Origin of the sequence: Candidatus Amarolinea dominans, assembly GCA_016719785.1 — a bacterium.
Lineage (GTDB): Bacteria > Chloroflexota > Anaerolineae > SSC4 > Amarolineaceae > Amarolinea > Amarolinea dominans.
The window spans coordinates 571,961-588,959 of record JADJYJ010000003.1; the positions used below are offsets into that span (position 1 = coordinate 571,961).

Sequence of the window (16,999 nt, forward strand, 5' to 3'; positions counted from 1 at the left end):
ATTTAATAGAGACCCGGTTTCTGCCAGAAACCGGGTCTCTATTGTTAGCTGACCGCCAGCCCGCGGCTGCGTCGCAGGATCATCAGTCCGCTGAGCATCAACAGCGCGCCGGCCACCAGCAGGACGGCGTCGAACGTCATGCTCACATCACCGGTGACGGGCAGGGTGAGCGTCAAAACAAAGGCGCGCGCGTTGAACGCCTGCAGCGGCCGCGCGTTCGCGTTGTAGATGGCCGTGTACTCGGCGATTTGCGCGTCCGACAGCTCTACCGGTGTGTTCAGCACCAGCCATTGTACGCCTTCACTGCATGGCGGCGTTGTCAGCGAGCCGTTGTAGCGCCAGTAGGTGCGCGTGGTGGGCAGCAGTTGATTGGCATCCACCGATGCGCCGCTGACTGCATGCGGTTCGCCTTCCTCGGCCGGCAGATTGTTCAGCACCGCGGCATACGCCGGGTTTTCACTGCCCGCCTTGAGCAGAACCCCGACCACGGCCAGGCCACCTTTGGCGTTCTTGTGGACCAGGTGCGCTTCCATCGGTTCAAGCTCACCTGCCAGGGCATGTTCGCTGTGGGCGTGAAAGTGGAACTGCACCAAGTCGTAGCGCACACCGTTCAAGGTGATTGCACTGCCTGGGTCATAGTTCACTTGGACCGTGTGGCCGTTGTTCATGATGTTGACCGCGCTCGGCTGATAGCTAAAGCTGATATCGCCTGCGTTCAGCGCAGCGTCAGCCGGAATGTCAACCGGCGATTGTTCCACGCCCGTGGCGCACGCGGCGTAATCCGGGCTGAGATCACCCCAGTGATCGGGGCCACTTTCACCGCCATAAGACCAATGCGTCCCTTCGCTGGCAAGTGCAACCCCGCCAATCATTAACATGAGAGCCAACGCTAACATCAGGCGCGGCGCGTTTGCACGGACAACTTCATGATGATCCTCCTCCTCTTTCTCGGCAGACCGACTCACGGCTGCCTGCTGGTGACTTCGGGCATCAAATGATCGGGGAATCTACTTACGAGCGCTTGGGGTGAGTGACGGGGGAATGTAGCGTACTATCCGTTATGAATCAAGCCTTCATCCGTAAGTCAAGTTACAAAATGCCATCATAATTTTGTAAGGGCCGACCAATTCAATGCCTGACGCCCATTGTGCTGAGATAGACGGTCTTATTTTGACAGAACTGGCTTCCCGTGTTACCGTAACCCCATTGGCGCCCCCTTCGATTGCCCCCCATCATCAAGATCCGATGACCACGATGACCCTGCAAGCTCTGATTTTCGACCTGGACGGCGTGCTGACCGACACGGCCGAATTGCACTACCGCACCTGGCAGCGCCTGGCTGAAGAAGAGGGTTTTGCCTTCAACCGGTCCCTGGGCGATCAACTGCGCGGCGTCTCGCGGCGCGCATCCCTGGAGGCGATCCTGGCCGGGCGCGTCCTGTCAGAGGCGCAGATGACCGCACTCCAGGCCCGCAAGAATGACCACTTCCTCACCATGCTCAACCACATGACACCAGCCGATCTGCTGCCCGGCGTCCTACCGTTGCTGGACGACGCCCGCGCCAGCGGCCTGCGCACCGCGGTCGCCTCGGCCAGTCAAAACGCCCATGCGGTCCTCGATCGCCTGGGCATTCGGCCGCGCTTCGATGTGATTTGTGACGGGCACAGCGTGCTGCACTCGAAGCCAGCGCCCGACCTTTTCCTGTTGGCGGCGACACGGCTGAACGTGCCGCCGTCGGCCTGCGTGGTCTTCGAAGATGCTGCGGCCGGAATTGTGGGCGCACGGGCTGCCGGCATGATGGTGGTCGGCGTCGGGCCGCCCAGCCGCGTGGCTGCGGCCAACCTGGTTGTCTCCAGCCTGGCAAACGTGCGCCTGGCCGATCTCCAACGGTTGGTCGCCGACCGGCAACCGCCCGCGGCGGAAGAAATGTATGCCTGACCGCCGCTACACCGTTGTGCCCCGCACGCTCTGTTTCATTCTTCAGGGCGATGACGTGCTTCTGCTGCGGGGCGCGCCCAATAAACGCCTGTGGGCCAACCGCCTCAACGGTGTGGGCGGCCATGTCGAGGCCGGCGAAAGCATCCAGGCCGCGGCCCTGCGCGAAATACACGAAGAAACCGGGCTGACCGTCAGCCACCTGCGCCTGCGCGGCATCCTCAACCAGCCGCCCAGCCCAACCCTGGGCACTGGCGATGCCAACACCGGCGTGCTGCTTTGCATCTTCACCGCCGAAGCGCAGGGAGGTACGCTGACTCCATCAGTCGAGGGCACTCTCGCCTGGTACCCGCGCCGTATCTTCATGGACGATTCGTTGTCCGAGCATTTGCCCGAGCTCATGGACGACCTGCGACTCCTCCTGCCACGCGTCCTTGCGGCCGACGACCCTTTCTGTTCCTAAGCCCGTGAGCGCCACACGTTGCGAGCACGAGCGCCTGGCGACGCTGCGGGCGAGACGCCCCACTCCCAGGCCCGTGTCGCTCTCCCCGCATGGTTTCCAGCTATTCACCGCTCATGGTATAATAAATGTGGTCATGATGAGAGCTTGTCAGGCGACAACTGTCTATTCGTTGCCAAGCCGTCAGCGTGACAATTCTCACCGTCCGGCGGGGTAATCAGCCCTCTGATTGCATCTGTGCAGCCCGCGCTTGCTGCAGCGCCGCCGCTGACGAAGGACGTGTCGAGCTACCATGTCATTTGCCATTGTCAAAGATAGCACCGCTTGTATGCCGCGTGATCTGTTGCGCCATTTTCAGATCACGATCGTGCCCCTCACCGTGACCTATGATGGCGTCACCTACCGAGATGGTCTGGACATCGCACCCGAAAAGTTCTACCAGCGCCTCTCGCACGTTTCCCAGTTGCCGGTGACATCACCGCCGTCATTGGAATCGCTCATTGCCACCTACGAGGCGTTGGCGGAGACCCATGACGGTATCCTATCTGTGCATTTGTCCGCCGATTACAGCCGCACGGTGGATATTGCGCGTCAGGCGGCCGCGGCCGTTGATATCCCCGTCGAGGTGATTGATTCGCGCTCGGTCTCCATGGGCACCGGCTTCGTCGTGCTGGCCGCGGCGCATGCACGCGCCGCAGGCGCCACGTTGGTGGAGGCCGCCGAGACGGCTCGCGCCCTGGCGCCCCGGCTGCATGTGCGCCTGGTCGTGGACAACCTGCGCTATCTGTATCTCGGTGGGCGCATCGGCGCGGCCGACCGCTGGCTGGGCGCCGCCCTGGCGCTCAAGCCCATCCTGGCTATCGAAGATGGACGCACCACCATCGCCAGCACCGCCCGCGGTCACCGCGCCGCGCTCGACGCGCTGCTGCTCGATCTGCAAACGGCCGCGGCCGGCCAGAAACCGCTGCACGTGGCCGTGGCCCACGCAGCCGCCACCCGCGACGCGCTCTGGCTCTACGACCAGATCGCAGATCAGTTCGACGTGGCAGAACTGCACTTCAGCGAACTCAGCCCGGTCGTTGGCTCGCACGTAGGGCCGGGCACCGTGGGCATCGTCTACTACGTCGAGGCGTAGGCCGCGCTGACGTGAAGATGGCTTAATGAAACCGGTGTCAGACGATGACCGGAACCTTGGGGGCAAGCATGAAGATGCTGTTACAGCTAGATGTAAAGCGGTTTCGCTCACTTTACGATATCACGTGGACGCCTGGCGACATCAATGTGATCATCGGGCCAAACGGCAGCGGCAAGTCCAATCTGCTCAAGGTGTTCGAATTGCTTGCCGTCTCTGCGCGGGGTGGCCTGGGGAAATATGTTCAACGCGAAGGGGGGATGGAGCCGTTGGTCTGGGACGGCCAGGAACCACAGATTTCGTTTCAGGTCAAGACCGCTCCGGTCGGCGCGGCGATGCCAGAACTCGAGTCGGAACGCTACAGGTTGACCTATCAGCTAGAACTGCTACGCCTCGGTCTTTCCAGCGCGTATCGCATCGAACATGAGCTTCTGGGCAACTTCTATCGCGTACAAACCGGCGAAAAGGAGCAACCGATGAAGTTCCTGGAGCGCACGCCGCGCAACGCGGTCGTGTTTGACGAACGGGAGAAAAGGGTGGACGCGCCCGAAGAAGCCGTGCCCGAGGAGGAAACGCTGCTCTCGATGGCTTCGGGGCCATTCGCTGCAAACCGTACCATCTCTCACTTCCAGAATGAGCTGGCGAGCTGGCGTGTCTATCAGGATTTTCAGGTGCATCGCGAGGCGCCTGTGCGCCAACCAACGCTTGCCCGTTCGGAGACCTCCGTGGCGCCCGATGGCGCCAACCTGATCTCGGTCCTTCATACGTTGTACACCGGCAGTCGGGACTTCAAACACGACATCAACGCCGCCATGAGGGTTGCCTTTGGGGATGACTTCGACGAGTTGATCTTCCCGCCGGCCGCCGATCAGCGAATTCAGTTGCGCGTGCGTTGGAAGAGCCTGCGGCGCGAGCAAACGGCTGCCGATCTCTCGGATGGGACGTTGCGCTTCCTGTTCCTTCTCGCGGTCCTGGTCAATCCGAACCCGCCTGGGTTGATTGCCATTGACGAGCCAGAGACAGGCCTCCACCCTTCGATGTTGCCGATCATCGCCGAGTACGCCAGCGACGCCGCCCTCAAGTCGCAGGTCATCCTGACAACGCATTCAGCCGAGTTTCTGGATGCCTTTGGCGATACCCCACCGACCACCACCGTCGCACAGTGGCAGGAAGGGCGCACCCATCTACGAATCCTCTCAGATGAAGCGCTCGATTATTGGCTCAAGAGGTATACACTGGGCCGGATGTATCGAAGCGGCGAGTTGGAGGCGTTGGCATGAAATTCGTGCTGCTCGTGGAGGGTTACACCGAACAAAAAGCCATCCCTGCCTTCCTGAAACGTTGGCTGGACGTTCGTCTCAACCAGCGGGTAGGGGTCCAAATTGTGCGCTTCGATGGTTGGCCTGAATTGATTAGCGATCTGCCGGACCGGGCGCAGATGTACCTGGAAAGCCCGAAGGCCGCCGAGATCATCGCAGTGATAGCCCTTCTAGACCTCTATGGGCCTTCGATCTACCCAAATCATCTGGAGTCTGCCGATCAACGTCTGCTCTGGGCAACCAAAGAGCTTGAAAGCAGGGTCGGCCGTGAGCGCTTCAAGGTATTCTTTGCGGTGCATGAAGTAGAGGCCTGGCTTCTAAGTAACTCTGAACTGTTTCCCACGGTCATCAGAAAGGCTCTACCGGCCAAGATCACGTACCCTGAGACCGTAAATTTCGATGAACCGCCTGGAAAACTACTTGATCGGCTCTACAAAGACAGATTGCGGCGAAAATACAAGAAGCTAACCGACGGGAAGGATCTGTTCGATCAGCTGGACCCACAAACTGTCTACAACAAGTGCCCGTACTTCAGACAGATGATGGACACCATGCTGCAATTGGCAAAAGACGCGGGCCAGTGAGTTCACCCGTAGGTCACGTCTCCGGCGTGACGGCGTTGTCCTGGCCGGTCAACTTCTCGAACAGGTTCGAGACTCCTAGACCAGCCACATTTTCATTCCCGATTGTGCTCCAGGGGCATGGGGGCTAATCTCCTGCTGCCCACTCCTTTGCGCTTTTGCATGACATAAACGCAAGTCTGCATCCCTCGTTAGTTCTTTATTATGTGGCGCCACCTCCGACATCGCTTCATCCACTCGTGGCCGTTCAGTCTCCCTAAGTGCTCCCCTGGTTGTGCGACCGAAACCCTGTGCTCATGCCATCAAAGGAGAATAACCCATGTCAACAGTTCATTCAACAGGCGCCAGGCCATCACGAATGATGCTCGCCTGGCGCTGGCTGTCGGTTCTCATGCTTGTTTTGCCCCTCGTTCTGACGCCGGCCGCGCAGGCCGCCCCCATCGCCTTGTCTGTTCATGCACAAGAAACACCGCCCACCAGCAGCACGCTGGCCCTGGAGGCCAACCTGCCGGGCAATTCTGACCCGGTCCTCACCGAAGAGGAACGCCTCTGGCAGCAGATCGAGGCGGCCACCAATGCTGACGACCAGGCGGCCCTGACCGCGCTCATCCAGGAACTGGCTCGGTTCGATCTGCCTGCGGCCATTCGCCTGGCGCGGGAGATTGCGCCGCCGGTTGATCGCCCTGCGCCGGCGCCGGTCGGCCCCATCTCCCGCGAAGAGGAGCTGCAGCAGGCCGCCGCAGACGCAGCCAACCGCGCTGAACTGCTGCGTCAGGAGGCGGTCAGTCGCGAGCAGGCGCTGCGCCCCACGCCGGCCGATGACGAGAAATGGGCCACACCGCCCGGTGACGCCGCGCCGCAGCGCCCGGCCGCCACCCTGACCGTCGGCGATAGCTGCACCTATGCCACGATCCAGGGTGCGGTCAACGCGGCCGCGTCGGGCGACACGATCCTCGTGCAGGGGAAGACCTTCACCGGCGCGGACGCCACCATCAACATCAACGCCAAGTCGCTGACGCTCAGCGGCGGCTGGAACAGCACATGCACGGCGGCAGGCAGCACCAGGACGACCCTGGACGCCACTGGCGCAAACGACACGGTCGTCGAGGTCTTTGGCGGCGCCGTCCCGCTGACGACGATCATCGACGGTTTCATGCTGCAGGGCGGCGAGGTCGACGGGGACTTCGGCGGCGGCCTGGAGATCGATAACCAAAACACAGTCACCCTGCGTCGCACCTCTGTCAGATACAACGATTCCTCCAGCGGCGGCGGGATTCACATGTCGGCGTCGACCGTGCTCAACCTGGAACAGCAGACGTTAGTGTATGACAACCACGCCGTGTATGACGACGGCGGCGGGATCCACTGCACCGGCGGCGCCATCAACATCGGCGACTCCGTTATCGGTGGTTTCTCCAACACCGCCTCCGGCGGCGGCGGCGGTCTCTATCTTGACAACTGCACGGTGTATTTGAACAGCACCGCGTGGGAGGTTGCGATGATTCTGACCAACACCGCCGCCGGCAACGGCGGCGGCATCTACGCGGTCAACGGCAGCTACATCAACCTGCGCGGCTCCAACGCGGCCATCGCAGAGAACAGCGCCAGCGGCAACGGCGGCGGGGTCTACCTGGCCGGTGCCTCGGACCTCTACGTGGACAACGGCAGCATCAGCGACAACACGGCTACCGGTTTGGGCGGCGGCGTCTATGCCACGGATGACTCGACGACCCTGGACATGGACCGCAACGCAGCCCAGGCGTGCAGCAGCAAATGTACCCAGATCTCCAACAACACCGCCAACAGCTACGGCGGCGCTGTTTACCTGACCAGCGGCGCCGATCTCGATTTCAACGGCGTCTATGCCGAGGGCAACAGCGGCTCGTTGGGCAGCGCTTTCTACGCGCGCGGTGACGCCAACGTCCTCCTCTACAACGTGATGGCGACCGGCAACACGGCCACGTCCAACTTCACGCTGCGCCTGCTCAACGACTTCGGCGCGCCCGACGCCACCGTGCGCAACAGCACCTTTGCCGGCAACAGCGGCCAGTCCAGGAGTTTCGGCATTGACACCGGCACGCGCCTGGACGGCGACGACTTGATCCTTTGGGCCAACAGCGACAGCAGCCTGGTCCTCGGCAGCGGCGACGTGACGATTGACTGCTCCATCGTGCAGTACGATTACCCCGGCAGCAACAACCTGGTCAGCGATCCCGATTTCTGGGACCCGGCCAATGGCGACTATCACCTCGTGCGCACCTCGCCCGCGGTGGACCACTGCAACAGCGGCCAGGCGACCGATGTAGATGGCGACAGCCGGCCGTACGACGTGGCCGGCGTCGGCGCCCTGATCGAGGCCGCGGCCCAGGTTACGCCGGAGGAGCGCCAGGCGACCGGTCGCCATGCGGTGCGCGTCACCTATGACGAGCTGGGCGACCGGCGCCTGGATGAGGCGCTGAGCGGCGCGCTCCTAGCGCGCGATTACGGCGCGTTTGCCTGGCTGGCCCTCGACGATGCGCAGTTCAGCGCAGTTGCAGGCCAGCGGTCTGCCCTTCGAGGAGGAAGATGGTTTTGGCCTGATCAGCTTCGACGCCTGGCGCTTCGATCCTGTGACCGACGGCCCGCCGGCCATGCCCGCCGGGTTGACCGCCAGCACGCGCAACGATCGCGGTCAAGGCCTGAGCCTGGTGCAGCTCTACGCCCCGGCCGACGAGCAGGACATGGACGCCCTCAGCGCGACCGGCGCGGTGCTCCAGCACTACCCGTACAACGCCTTCCTGCTCTGGAGCGACGCCCGTTCGCTGGCCCGCCTGACCGGCAACCCCAATGTGCGCTGGGTTGGCGAGTTCCCCGCCGCGTTCCGGCTCAGCGCACGCCTGGCGCAGGCCGCGGCCGAGGCGGGTCAAGCGGGCTTGCCGCGTGTGCAGGCGCTGCTGCTGGACGATGGCAACCTGGCGAGCATCGAGCGCCTGATCCAGGACGCGGGCGGTGTCATCCTCAGCCGCGCGCCGCGCCACGCGCCCGGTGAGGTGATGGCCCTGGAGGTTTGGGAGTTCAGCCTGCCCGCCCGCCTGCTGGAAGTGCTGGCGCGCCAGCCGCAGCTCATGGCGAGCGACATCGTGGGCCGGTCGGAGATTGACGACGAGCGCTCCAATCAGATCCTGGCCGACAACGCGCCCGGGGGAGAGCCGGAAACCGGCTACACCACCTGGCTGAACGAGATCGGCTACCGCGGCCGCGACGTCACGGTGGCGATCGTAGATACCGGTGTGGACTGGGATCACCCGGACCTCAACGTGACGGGCGGCACCGATTACGGCGGTTACAACGAACCGAACGAGCCTGGCTCGGATGGCGCGCCCGATGTGAACGGCGACGGCGCCGGTTCAGGCCACGGCACGCACGTCTCGGGCATCGTGGCCGGCGACGGCGGCAGCGCCACGGCCGATCCCGATGGCTTCGTCTACGGCTTGGGCATGGCGCCCAGCGCGACGCTGTACGCGATGGATGCCATTGCGGAGGACAACGTCAATCCGTCGGTGACGGTGCGTGTGCGCGACGCCGCGGCCAACGCCGATCTGAGCAACAACTCCTGGAACGTCGGCAGCCCGGCCGGCTACACCCTCAACGCGTCCAACCAGGACGATTGGGTGCTCGACGCGGACCGCACCAACGTCAACATCCGCGACCCGTTCCTGACCGTTTTTTCGGCTGGCAATGCGGGCGATGACTGCGGCGCGGGGCCGTGCATGTCCTCGATCACAGAACCGAAAGAGGCCAAGAACATCATCACCGTCGCGAGCAGCCTCAGCCGGCGCTCCAACACCGCCGGCGGCCTCACGGGCAACATCAACTCGCTGGCCGCGTCCAGCAGCCGCGGCCCGGCCTTCGACGGCCGCCTGCTGCCCAACCTGGCCGCGCCTGGCGTCAACATCATCAGCACCGAAAACCGTGTGGTGACGGCCGGCGGCGCGACCAATCTCTCCTGCGCCACCTCGCCTGGCAATTCTACGCAGCACAGCTACTGCTCGGGCACCAGCATGTCCACGCCGCACGTGACCGGCGCCGCCGCGCTCTTCTTCGAGTTCTGGCGGCTGCGCTTCGGCGCTGGCGATCCTTATCCGGAGACGGTCAAGGCCGCGTTCGTCAACGCCACCGATAACCTGGCGGGCGGCGACAACGGCTGGGGCACGGCGCTGGGCAACCGGCCCGATAATCACCAGGGCTGGGGGCGTTTGAACATGGACCGTGTGCTCAACCCCACCGTGGTGGTGCAGTATTACCAGAACCCGACGGTCCTGACCAGCGCCGGCAGCATCTGGGAACGGACCATCCGGCCGAACGACAGCGGTGAGCCGCTGCGCGTCAGCCTGGTCTGGTCCGATGCGCCGGGCGCGGCCAACGCCAACCCGGCCCGCGTCAACAACCTGGACCTGCGCGTGACCAGCGCGGGCGGCACAATCTGGCGCGGCAACGTCTTCAGCGGCGGCTGGAGCACCACCGGCGGCAGCGCCGATTCGCTGAACAACGTGGAAAACGTCTTCGTACAGACGCCCAGCTCCGGCTCGTACACGATCCGCGTGACGGCGACGGCGCTCAACGGCGATGGCTATTACTACAACGGCGACACCACCGACCAACACTTCAGCCTGGTGTGCTGGAACTGCGAGGAGATCCTGGACGGCGCCTACGATGCGGGCGCGGACGAGGCGATGGCTTTCGTTGGCCTCGACGGCGCGGCCTGCACGTGCGCGACCATCGTCTCGGCCATCAGCGCTGCTTCCTCCGGCGCCACGATCTACATCAGCCCGGGCACCTACCCGGAGCGGCTGGGCCTGATTGACAAGGACCTGGTGTTGACCGCGGCCACGAACGACTGCGGCGCCGGGGCCACGAGCGGCGTGACCGTTGATGCCAACGACGCGGTCGCCACCTACGGCGGCGTGGCGCAGATCGGCGCCGGCCGCAGCGTGACCCTCGCCAATCTGACTTTGACCGACGGCACAGCCACGTTGGGCGGCATCGTCTACGTCGGCTCCGGTGCGCACCTGGTCCTGGACAACACCGACCTCTCCTCCGGCTCTGCCTCCAGCCTGGGCGGCGGGCTGCGCATTTACGGCGGCACTGCGGAGTTGATCAATACCAGCCGCATTCTCGGAAGTGAAACGACAGTCAGCAACGGCGGCGGCGCGGCGCTCGATGGGGGAACCCTGATCCTGCGCGATGACAGCCGCATCGGCGATTATCTGCAGTCCAATACCTCCGCGGGCCTGGGCGGTGGGGTGTACCTGGATGGCGGCCTGCTGCAAATGGAAGATACCAGCCGCGTGCGCTCCAACACGGCGGCCACGAACGGCGGCGGCGTCTACGCGCTGAACGGCGGCGACATCGTCATGAACGACAGCGCGGACATCGGCTGGAGCCTGAGCACGGCAGGGAACAGCGCAGTGGATGGCGGCGGCGGCTATCTGACCGGCGCGGGCACCAGCCTGACTATGAACGATGACAGCGGCGTGCAGTTCAACACCGCCAGCGTGGACGGCGGCGGTATCTACGTGACCGGCGGCGCCAGCGTCACCGTGGACAGCGCGCTGGTCAACGACAACCAGGCCGTGGAGCGCGGGGGCGGCATCATGGTGGACACCAGCGCGACCGTCAACGTGCAGAACGGCGCGACGGTCAACGGCAATCAGGCCGCCGGCGCTTCGGGCCTGGGCGGCGGCCTGTACATTCTGGGCGACGGCGCCATCGTCACCGTGAACGCCAGCCAGGTCAACAGCAACGTGGCCGGTCACTCATATGGCGGCATCCGCGTGTACGGCGCCAGCAGCCTTACCCTGTCCAGCGGCGCTACGCTCAACAGCAACCAGGCCCAGATCGGTCCCGGCGGCGGGTTGAGCCTCCACCTGGGCGCCGTCACGATCAGCAACGCGGTGATTCAATCGAACACCGCGGTCTTGGGCGGCGGCGGGATCTATATGGATTCGGGCGCGGTGACGATCACCAACCCGGACATCCGTTACAACCAGGCCGCAAGTGGACCGGGCGGCGGCATCTACCGCAGCGACGGCCTGCTCAACGTGGAGGCCACGACACAAACCAGTTATGTGGCAGCCAACACCTCCGCCACGAACGGCGGCGGCATCTATGACGCCAGCAGCGCGCCGCTGGTGCTGCGGGCGCTCGACGGCTACCGTCTGAACATCAACAGCAACCAGGCCGGCGTCAACGGCGGTGGCATCTACGCCTTGCATACCTTTGTGAACGCCTATGGCTGGATTCAGATGACCAGCAACACCGCGGTCAATCACGGCGGCGCCCTGTACCTGGGGAGCGGCGCGACGGCCTGGTTCGACGACTACAACACGGCCAACGTCCCCGAGATCTGGGTGAACACGGCCACCAGCGGCAACGGCGGCGGCATCTACGCCAAGGACAGCACGCGGGTCGAGTTGGACGGCGGCCAGGTTGGCTTCGCCGGCGGCGGCAATCGGGCCCTGGCCGGCGACGGCGGCGGCATCTACCTCGACAACAGTGATCTGCTGGTGGACAACACGATCATCGTGGGCAACCAGGCCGGCAGCGATGGCGGCGGAATCGCGGCGGTCAACACCTCGTCGGTGACGATTGCGCCGACGATGGGCCTGCTGCGCGGGCCTGCCGAGGGTTCTGGCGACGAAGTCCGTTCACCGCAGGCCACGGCCTGCGATCCCAACGCCCTGGCGGCCAACACCTACTGCACCGAGGTGCGCGGCAACAGCGCGGCCGACCTGGGCGGCGGCATCTTCTTCCAGGGCGAGAGCACGGGCAGCATTGCGCGCACCGCGTTCATCGCCAACACCGCGGCCACCGGTTCGGCGCTGGAGCTGTACGACGCCACGGTCAGTCTGCAGAACAGCATGGTGCGCGACAACGTGGCCAGCGGCGTCAACAAGAGCACGATTCATGTCTACAACGAGGGCGGCGCGGGGCCAACCTCGACCTTCGACGCACAGCACAACACCATTGTCAACAACAGCCAGTATGGCATCTTCTACGCCAATACCACCGGCGGGACCTTTGACAACAACGTCGTCTGGGGCAATACCCTGCTGGGCTTCGTGACCGGCGGCGGTCTCACCACCACCGCTACCTGCAACGACACGCAAACCAGTGTGCTGACCGGCGCGGGCAACGTCAGCAGCGATCCGTTGTTCATCACCACCGCGCGCGGGGATTATCACCTCAAGCCCGGCTCACCGGCGCTGGACGCGTGCGCGGCGGGCAGCAGCCCTGACCTGGACAACATCTCCCGGCCGCGTGGAGTGCAGTACGACATGGGCGCGTTGGAGTTGTGGTGCGCCAGCGGCGTGACCGATGTCAACGGGTCTGGTAAGACCGACATCGTGGATGTGGAGCGGGTCGCGGGCGATTTTCTGGATGCGGGCTATCTGCCGCAGCACGACATCAACTGCGATGGGGTGGTTGATCTGGGTGACATTATGCTCGTCGCCGCAGCCTGGACGCCCTAGCGGCTGGTACGACCAGTAGTTCCAAATGTAGCCTGGTTTTTAACCACAGATGCGTTTTCTCCGAAAACGCAGAGATCACAAAGAACGCAGAGAAGTTGCCGATTTGCGTCTGATCTGCCGTTTCTTTGTGTTCTCTGTGCTCTTTGTGGTTGAATGTGTGCTACATTTGGAACTGCTGTGGTACGACCGCCGAACCGGATCAGCGGCGCCAGGTCATCTTTTCGCTGAGCCAGGTGGGTAGCAGATCGCCCGCGGCAACCAGGTACATCTCGGCGCCGGTGGCTGGCATGACATAGACGGCCCACACGCCGTTGCGATTGGAGCGGAAGGCAATCCATTTGCCGTCTGGCGACCAGACCGGCAGGCCCTCATCGGCCGGGCCATCGGTCAGTTTCTGCAGCCCGGCGCCGTCGGCCGCGATGCGGTAGATGTGGAAATGACCATCTTCCCGCGCCACGAAGGCCAGACTGCGGCCATCTGCGCTCCAGGCCGGCTGATAGCGACGCCGGCGCTGTCAGTCTAATCGGTTGATTGGCCTTTGTCAATGCTACTTTAGCACCCTTTTGCCGTTCGAGTCAATCAAGAATGCTGTTTGGTGGTTGGTTGACCGCATGATATACTGATCCCGATCGGCTGCGCGATCACGCGATACGAAACGAGGAGGAATCATGCTCACACGCTGCGCCTGGGCGGCTGCAACCAACCCGCTTTACCTGGCCTATCACGATGAGGAATGGGGCGTACCGGTCCACGACGACCGCAAGTTGTTCGAGATGCTGATCCTGGAAGGGATGCAGGCCGGGCTAAGCTGGTCCACCATTCTGAACAAGCGGGCCAACTTCCGGCAGGCCTTCGCCAACTTCGAGGTCGCCACGGTTGCGGCATACGGCGCCGCCGAGGTCGCGGCGCTGCTGGCCAATCCGGGCATCGTGCGCAATCGGCTCAAGGTCGCGGCCGCGATCAGGAACGCACAGGCTTTCCTGGCGGCTCAACGGGAATTCGGCAGTTTCGACGCCTACATCTGGCGGTTTGTAGATGGCCGGCCGCTGCGCAATGCCTGGCGAGATCTGGCCGACCTGCCCGCGCACACGCCTGTTTCGGACGCCATGAGCAAAGACCTGCTGCACCGCGGGTTCAAGTTCGTCGGCTCCACCATCTGCTACGCGTTCATGCAGGCCACCGGCATGGTCAACGATCATGTCGTGAGCTGCTTCCGCTACAATCAGTTGTGATGTGAAAACATCTCGTCCGGGGGACGAGGTGAGGGTGAATGAATCAGAGGGTCAATTCCGCCCTGACCATGGCCGCGCCGGGCGTTTCGGTCAGGGTGAAGCCGAGCTTCTGGCTGATGCTGCGCATCAGGTAGTTGTTGGGCGCAAATTCGGCCTGGATGCGCCCCAGACCCTCGGCGCGACCGACGGCGATCAAGCGCCGCATCAGCTCCGTGCCCAGGCCCTGCCCCTGGTAGCGGTCGTTGATCAGCAGGTTGAAAACGCCTGCGTCGGAACCAAACACCCTCTGCAACCGCGCCACACCAAAGATGGCGCGTTCGCCGCTGTCTGGATCTTCGCCGCGCGCCACCAGCGCCATCTCACGATCATAGTCAATGAAGCAGAGCCGTGCCAGCCGTTCGTGCGCCACCCGTTCGCCCAGCAGCATGGGGCTGAGGTAGCGCATGTTGACGCTCCTGTCCGACAGCGTTTGATGGAATTTGACCAGCATCGGCTCATCCTCTGGCCGGATGGGCCGGATGATCGCCTTCTGCCCGTTCTTCAAGGTCCACCAGGCCGCGTACTGGCTGGGATACGGGCGCACGGCCAGCCGCGGCAGGTCCCTGGCCGCCGTCTCCGCGCCGTAGACCACCACGCGGGCATCCAGGGCGATGAGCGAGGGCCGTCCATCGTCCTTCGGCTCCATCGCCAGGAGCGGGTTGATGTCCAGCTCCTTGATCCAGGGCTGTTCCACGATCAACTGGCTGAAATTGACCAGGATCTGTTCCAGCGAGGCCATGTCCACCGCCTGGCGCCCGCGCACCCCCTTCAGCGCACGGCTGATGCGCGTCTGTTCCATCATGCGCCGCGCCAGGGTGGTGTTGAGCGGCGGCAGCGCCAGCGAACGATCCTTGAAGACCTCTACCAACTGTCCGCCCGTGCCAAAGAGCAGCACCGGGCCAAACTGCGGGTCCACGCTCGAACCGATGATCAGTTCATACGCGCCCTCCAGCTTGATCATCGGCTGCACGGTGACGCCCTGGAAATGCTCCGCGCCCACCCGCTCACGCACGGCCCGTTCGATGGCCCGGTACGCGTAACCGACATCGTCGGCATTTTGCAGGTTCAGGCGCACGCCGCCCACATCGGTCTTGTGGGTGATCGTTTCCGAATAGATCTTCAACACCACGGGGTAGCCGAACTTGTCGGCCCAGGCGATGGCGTCCGCTTCGCTGGCGGCAATCTCCGTCGGCACAATCGGGATGTCGTACAGTGCCAGGAGTTGCTTGGATTCGGTCTCGGTCATGATCGTACGCCCCGACGCGCGCACCGCGTCCACCAACTGGCCGGCGCGCGTGCGATTCTGACCGCCGGTTTCGGCATCACTGCGCAAGACGGGCGTCTCATACAGGCCGCGTAGGTTGTAGCTGTAGCGCCACATGTAGTTGAACATGCGCGTGGCGGTGTCCGGGTACTGAAAGGTGGGAATGTTGCCCTGGTTGAGGAGTTGTTCGCCCTTTTCCACGTTAGCGCCGCCCATCCAACTGGCAAGCACCGGCTTACCGGTGGAGTGGGCAAAGGGCGTCAATGCCTCTGCCGTGCGCGTGGCGTCGGTCATGGCCTGCGGCGTCAGGATGACGAGCAGGCCGTCGCTGTTGGCGTCGCGCGCCGCGATCTCCAGCGTCTGCGCGTAGCGTTCCGGGCTGGCGTCGCCCAGCACATCCACCGGGTTGTTGTGGCTCCAGGCCGGCGGCAGGATTTTGTTCAGCTCTTCGTAGGTGGCCTGCGACAGCTCGGTCAGCTCGCCGCCGCCCATAAGCAGCGCGTCGGTCGCCAGCACCCCCGGCCCGCCGGCGTTGGTGACGATCGTCAGGCGTCCGCCGGTGGGGCGCGGCTGCTTGGAGAGCACCTCGGACATGTAGAACAGATCGGAAATGCTGTTCACCCGCAGGACGCCGCTGCGGCGGAAGGCCGATTCGAGCACCTCGTCGCTGCCGGTCAGGGAGCCGGTGTGCGAAGCGGCCGCCTTGGCCGCGCCTTCTGTGCGACCGGGTTTGATGACGATGATCGGCTTGGTCAGGGCAATCTCGCGCGCGGCGGACAGAAAGCCACGCGCATCGCCGATGGTTTCCATGTAGATGACGATGCTCTCCGTGCGCGGATCATCGCCCAGGTAATGGATCAGATCGCCCCAGCCCACGTCGAGCATGGAGCCGATGGAGACGAACGCGGTAAAGCCCACATTCTGCTTGAAGCTCCAGTCGAGCACGGCCGTGCAGAGCGCGCCGCTCTGGCTGATGAAACCGACCTTGCCAGGCCGCGCGATGGCGTTGGCAAAGGTGGCGTTCATGCCGGTCAGGCAGTTCATCACGCCCAGGCAGTTAGGACCGACAATGCGCATCTTGTTGCGCGCCTGCGCCATGATCTGCGTCTCCAGGGCAACGCCCTCCGGGCCGGTCTCCTTGAAGCCGGCCGAGATGACGATGGCCCCGCGCACGCCGGCCTCGACGCACTCGCCGATGATGTCGGGCACGGTGGGCGCGGGCGTGACGATGACCGCCAGGTCAATCGGATCAGGCACCTCGCGGATATTGGGGTAAGCCTTGATGCCTAGGACGTTGGGCCGCTTGGGGTTGATGGGGAAGACGGTGCCGCCAAAGGGGCTGCTGATCAGATTCCAGAGAATGGTGCGCCCCACACTGCCGGCTTTTTCGGTCGCGCCGATCAGCGCCACGCTCTGCGGGTTGAAGATGGCGTCGAGCGGCTGCTCATCGTAACGAAGGTAGTCGTGCGCCGGGTCAATGCCGGGTGTTCGTGATGTTTGAGTCATGCTTGTTTCCAGTCTTTCAT

10 protein-coding genes are annotated in these 16,999 nt (G+C 63.9%); 7 read left to right on the plus strand and 3 right to left on the minus strand.

Features of this window, described 5'->3' with window-relative positions; all coding sequences use genetic code 11:
- Nucleotides 1–44 precede the first annotated feature (44 nt).
- Nucleotides 45–896, minus strand: a complete 852-nt coding sequence (locus IPM84_05805; protein MBK9092282.1) for a carbonic anhydrase family protein — start codon at nt 894–896, stop codon at nt 45–47.
- A 358-nt stretch (nt 897–1,254) separates the two neighbouring features.
- Here IPM84_05805 and pgmB point away from each other — a divergent pair, with 358 nt between their 5' ends.
- The 6 genes from pgmB (at nt 1,255) to IPM84_05835 (ending at nt 12,938) form a co-directional block, all read left to right on the plus strand.
- Nucleotides 1,255–1,938, plus strand: a complete 684-nt coding sequence (gene pgmB / locus IPM84_05810) for a beta-phosphoglucomutase (protein MBK9092283.1) — start codon at nt 1,255–1,257, stop codon at nt 1,936–1,938.
- The gene (locus IPM84_05815) at nt 1,931–2,398 is read left to right on the plus strand and encodes an NUDIX domain-containing protein (GenBank protein MBK9092284.1); all 468 of its coding nucleotides are present in this window, start codon (nt 1,931–1,933) and stop codon (nt 2,396–2,398) included. The genes pgmB and IPM84_05815 overlap by 8 nt, the downstream gene beginning before the upstream one ends.
- 289 nt (nt 2,399–2,687) lie before the next feature.
- Nucleotides 2,688–3,530, plus strand: a complete 843-nt coding sequence (locus tag IPM84_05820) for a DegV family protein (GenBank protein ID MBK9092285.1) — start codon at nt 2,688–2,690, stop codon at nt 3,528–3,530.
- 68 nt (nt 3,531–3,598) lie between these two features.
- The gene (locus IPM84_05825) at nt 3,599–4,807 is read left to right on the plus strand and encodes an AAA family ATPase (GenBank protein ID MBK9092286.1); all 1,209 of its coding nucleotides are present in this window, start codon (nt 3,599–3,601) and stop codon (nt 4,805–4,807) included.
- Nucleotides 4,804–5,430: a DUF4276 family protein gene (locus tag IPM84_05830; protein MBK9092287.1), complete on the plus strand. Its 627-nt coding sequence runs from the start codon at nt 4,804–4,806 to the stop codon at nt 5,428–5,430. Before IPM84_05825 ends, IPM84_05830 begins: the two co-directional genes overlap by 4 nt.
- 2,510 nt (nt 5,431–7,940) lie before the next feature.
- Nucleotides 7,941–12,938 carry a S8 family serine peptidase gene (locus IPM84_05835; protein MBK9092288.1) on the plus strand — a complete coding sequence of 1,666 codons (4,998 nt, stop codon included), beginning with the start codon at nt 7,941–7,943 and terminating at the stop codon, nt 12,936–12,938.
- A gap of 199 nt (nt 12,939–13,137) precedes the next feature.
- Here the strand turns inward: IPM84_05835 and IPM84_05840 are convergent, their stop codons facing one another.
- Nucleotides 13,138–13,395 carry a PD40 domain-containing protein gene (locus IPM84_05840; GenBank protein MBK9092289.1) on the minus strand — a complete coding sequence of 86 codons (258 nt, stop codon included), beginning with the start codon at nt 13,393–13,395 and terminating at the stop codon, nt 13,138–13,140.
- A gap of 211 nt (nt 13,396–13,606) precedes the next feature.
- Between IPM84_05840 and IPM84_05845 the strand changes: the two genes are divergently transcribed.
- On the plus strand, nt 13,607–14,170 hold the full coding sequence (locus IPM84_05845; GenBank protein MBK9092290.1) for a DNA-3-methyladenine glycosylase I: 564 nt from the start codon (nt 13,607–13,609) through the stop codon (nt 14,168–14,170).
- 43 nt (nt 14,171–14,213) lie between these two features.
- Here IPM84_05845 and IPM84_05850 read toward each other — a convergent pair whose 3' ends face one another.
- Nucleotides 14,214–16,979 (minus strand): bifunctional acetate--CoA ligase family protein/GNAT family N-acetyltransferase, encoded by a 2,766-nt coding sequence (locus IPM84_05850; GenBank protein MBK9092291.1) that lies wholly within the window; start codon nt 16,977–16,979, stop codon nt 14,214–14,216.
- Between the last annotated feature and the right edge of the window lie 20 nt (nt 16,980–16,999).

Excerpts from the sequence above, each read along its gene's own strand:
- IPM84_05820 (MBK9092285.1), top strand. The coding sequence starts at position 2,688 with ATGTCATTTGCCATTGTCAAAGATAGCACCGCTTGTATGCCGCGTGAT.
- IPM84_05835 (MBK9092288.1), top strand. The coding sequence starts at position 7,941 with ATGCGCAGTTCAGCGCAGTTGCAGGCCAGCGGTCTGCCCTTCGAGGAG.
- pgmB (MBK9092283.1), top strand. The coding sequence starts at position 1,255 with ATGACCCTGCAAGCTCTGATTTTCGACCTGGACGGCGTGCTGACCGAC.
- IPM84_05845 (MBK9092290.1), top strand. The coding sequence starts at position 13,607 with ATGCTCACACGCTGCGCCTGGGCGGCTGCAACCAACCCGCTTTACCTG.
- IPM84_05825 (MBK9092286.1), top strand. The coding sequence starts at position 3,599 with ATGAAGATGCTGTTACAGCTAGATGTAAAGCGGTTTCGCTCACTTTAC.
- IPM84_05805 (MBK9092282.1), bottom strand. The coding sequence starts at position 896 with ATGTTAGCGTTGGCTCTCATGTTAATGATTGGCGGGGTTGCACTTGCC.
- IPM84_05830 (MBK9092287.1), top strand. The coding sequence starts at position 4,804 with ATGAAATTCGTGCTGCTCGTGGAGGGTTACACCGAACAAAAAGCCATC.
- IPM84_05850 (MBK9092291.1), bottom strand. The coding sequence starts at position 16,979 with ATGACTCAAACATCACGAACACCCGGCATTGACCCGGCGCACGACTAC.
- IPM84_05815 (MBK9092284.1), top strand. The coding sequence starts at position 1,931 with ATGCCTGACCGCCGCTACACCGTTGTGCCCCGCACGCTCTGTTTCATT.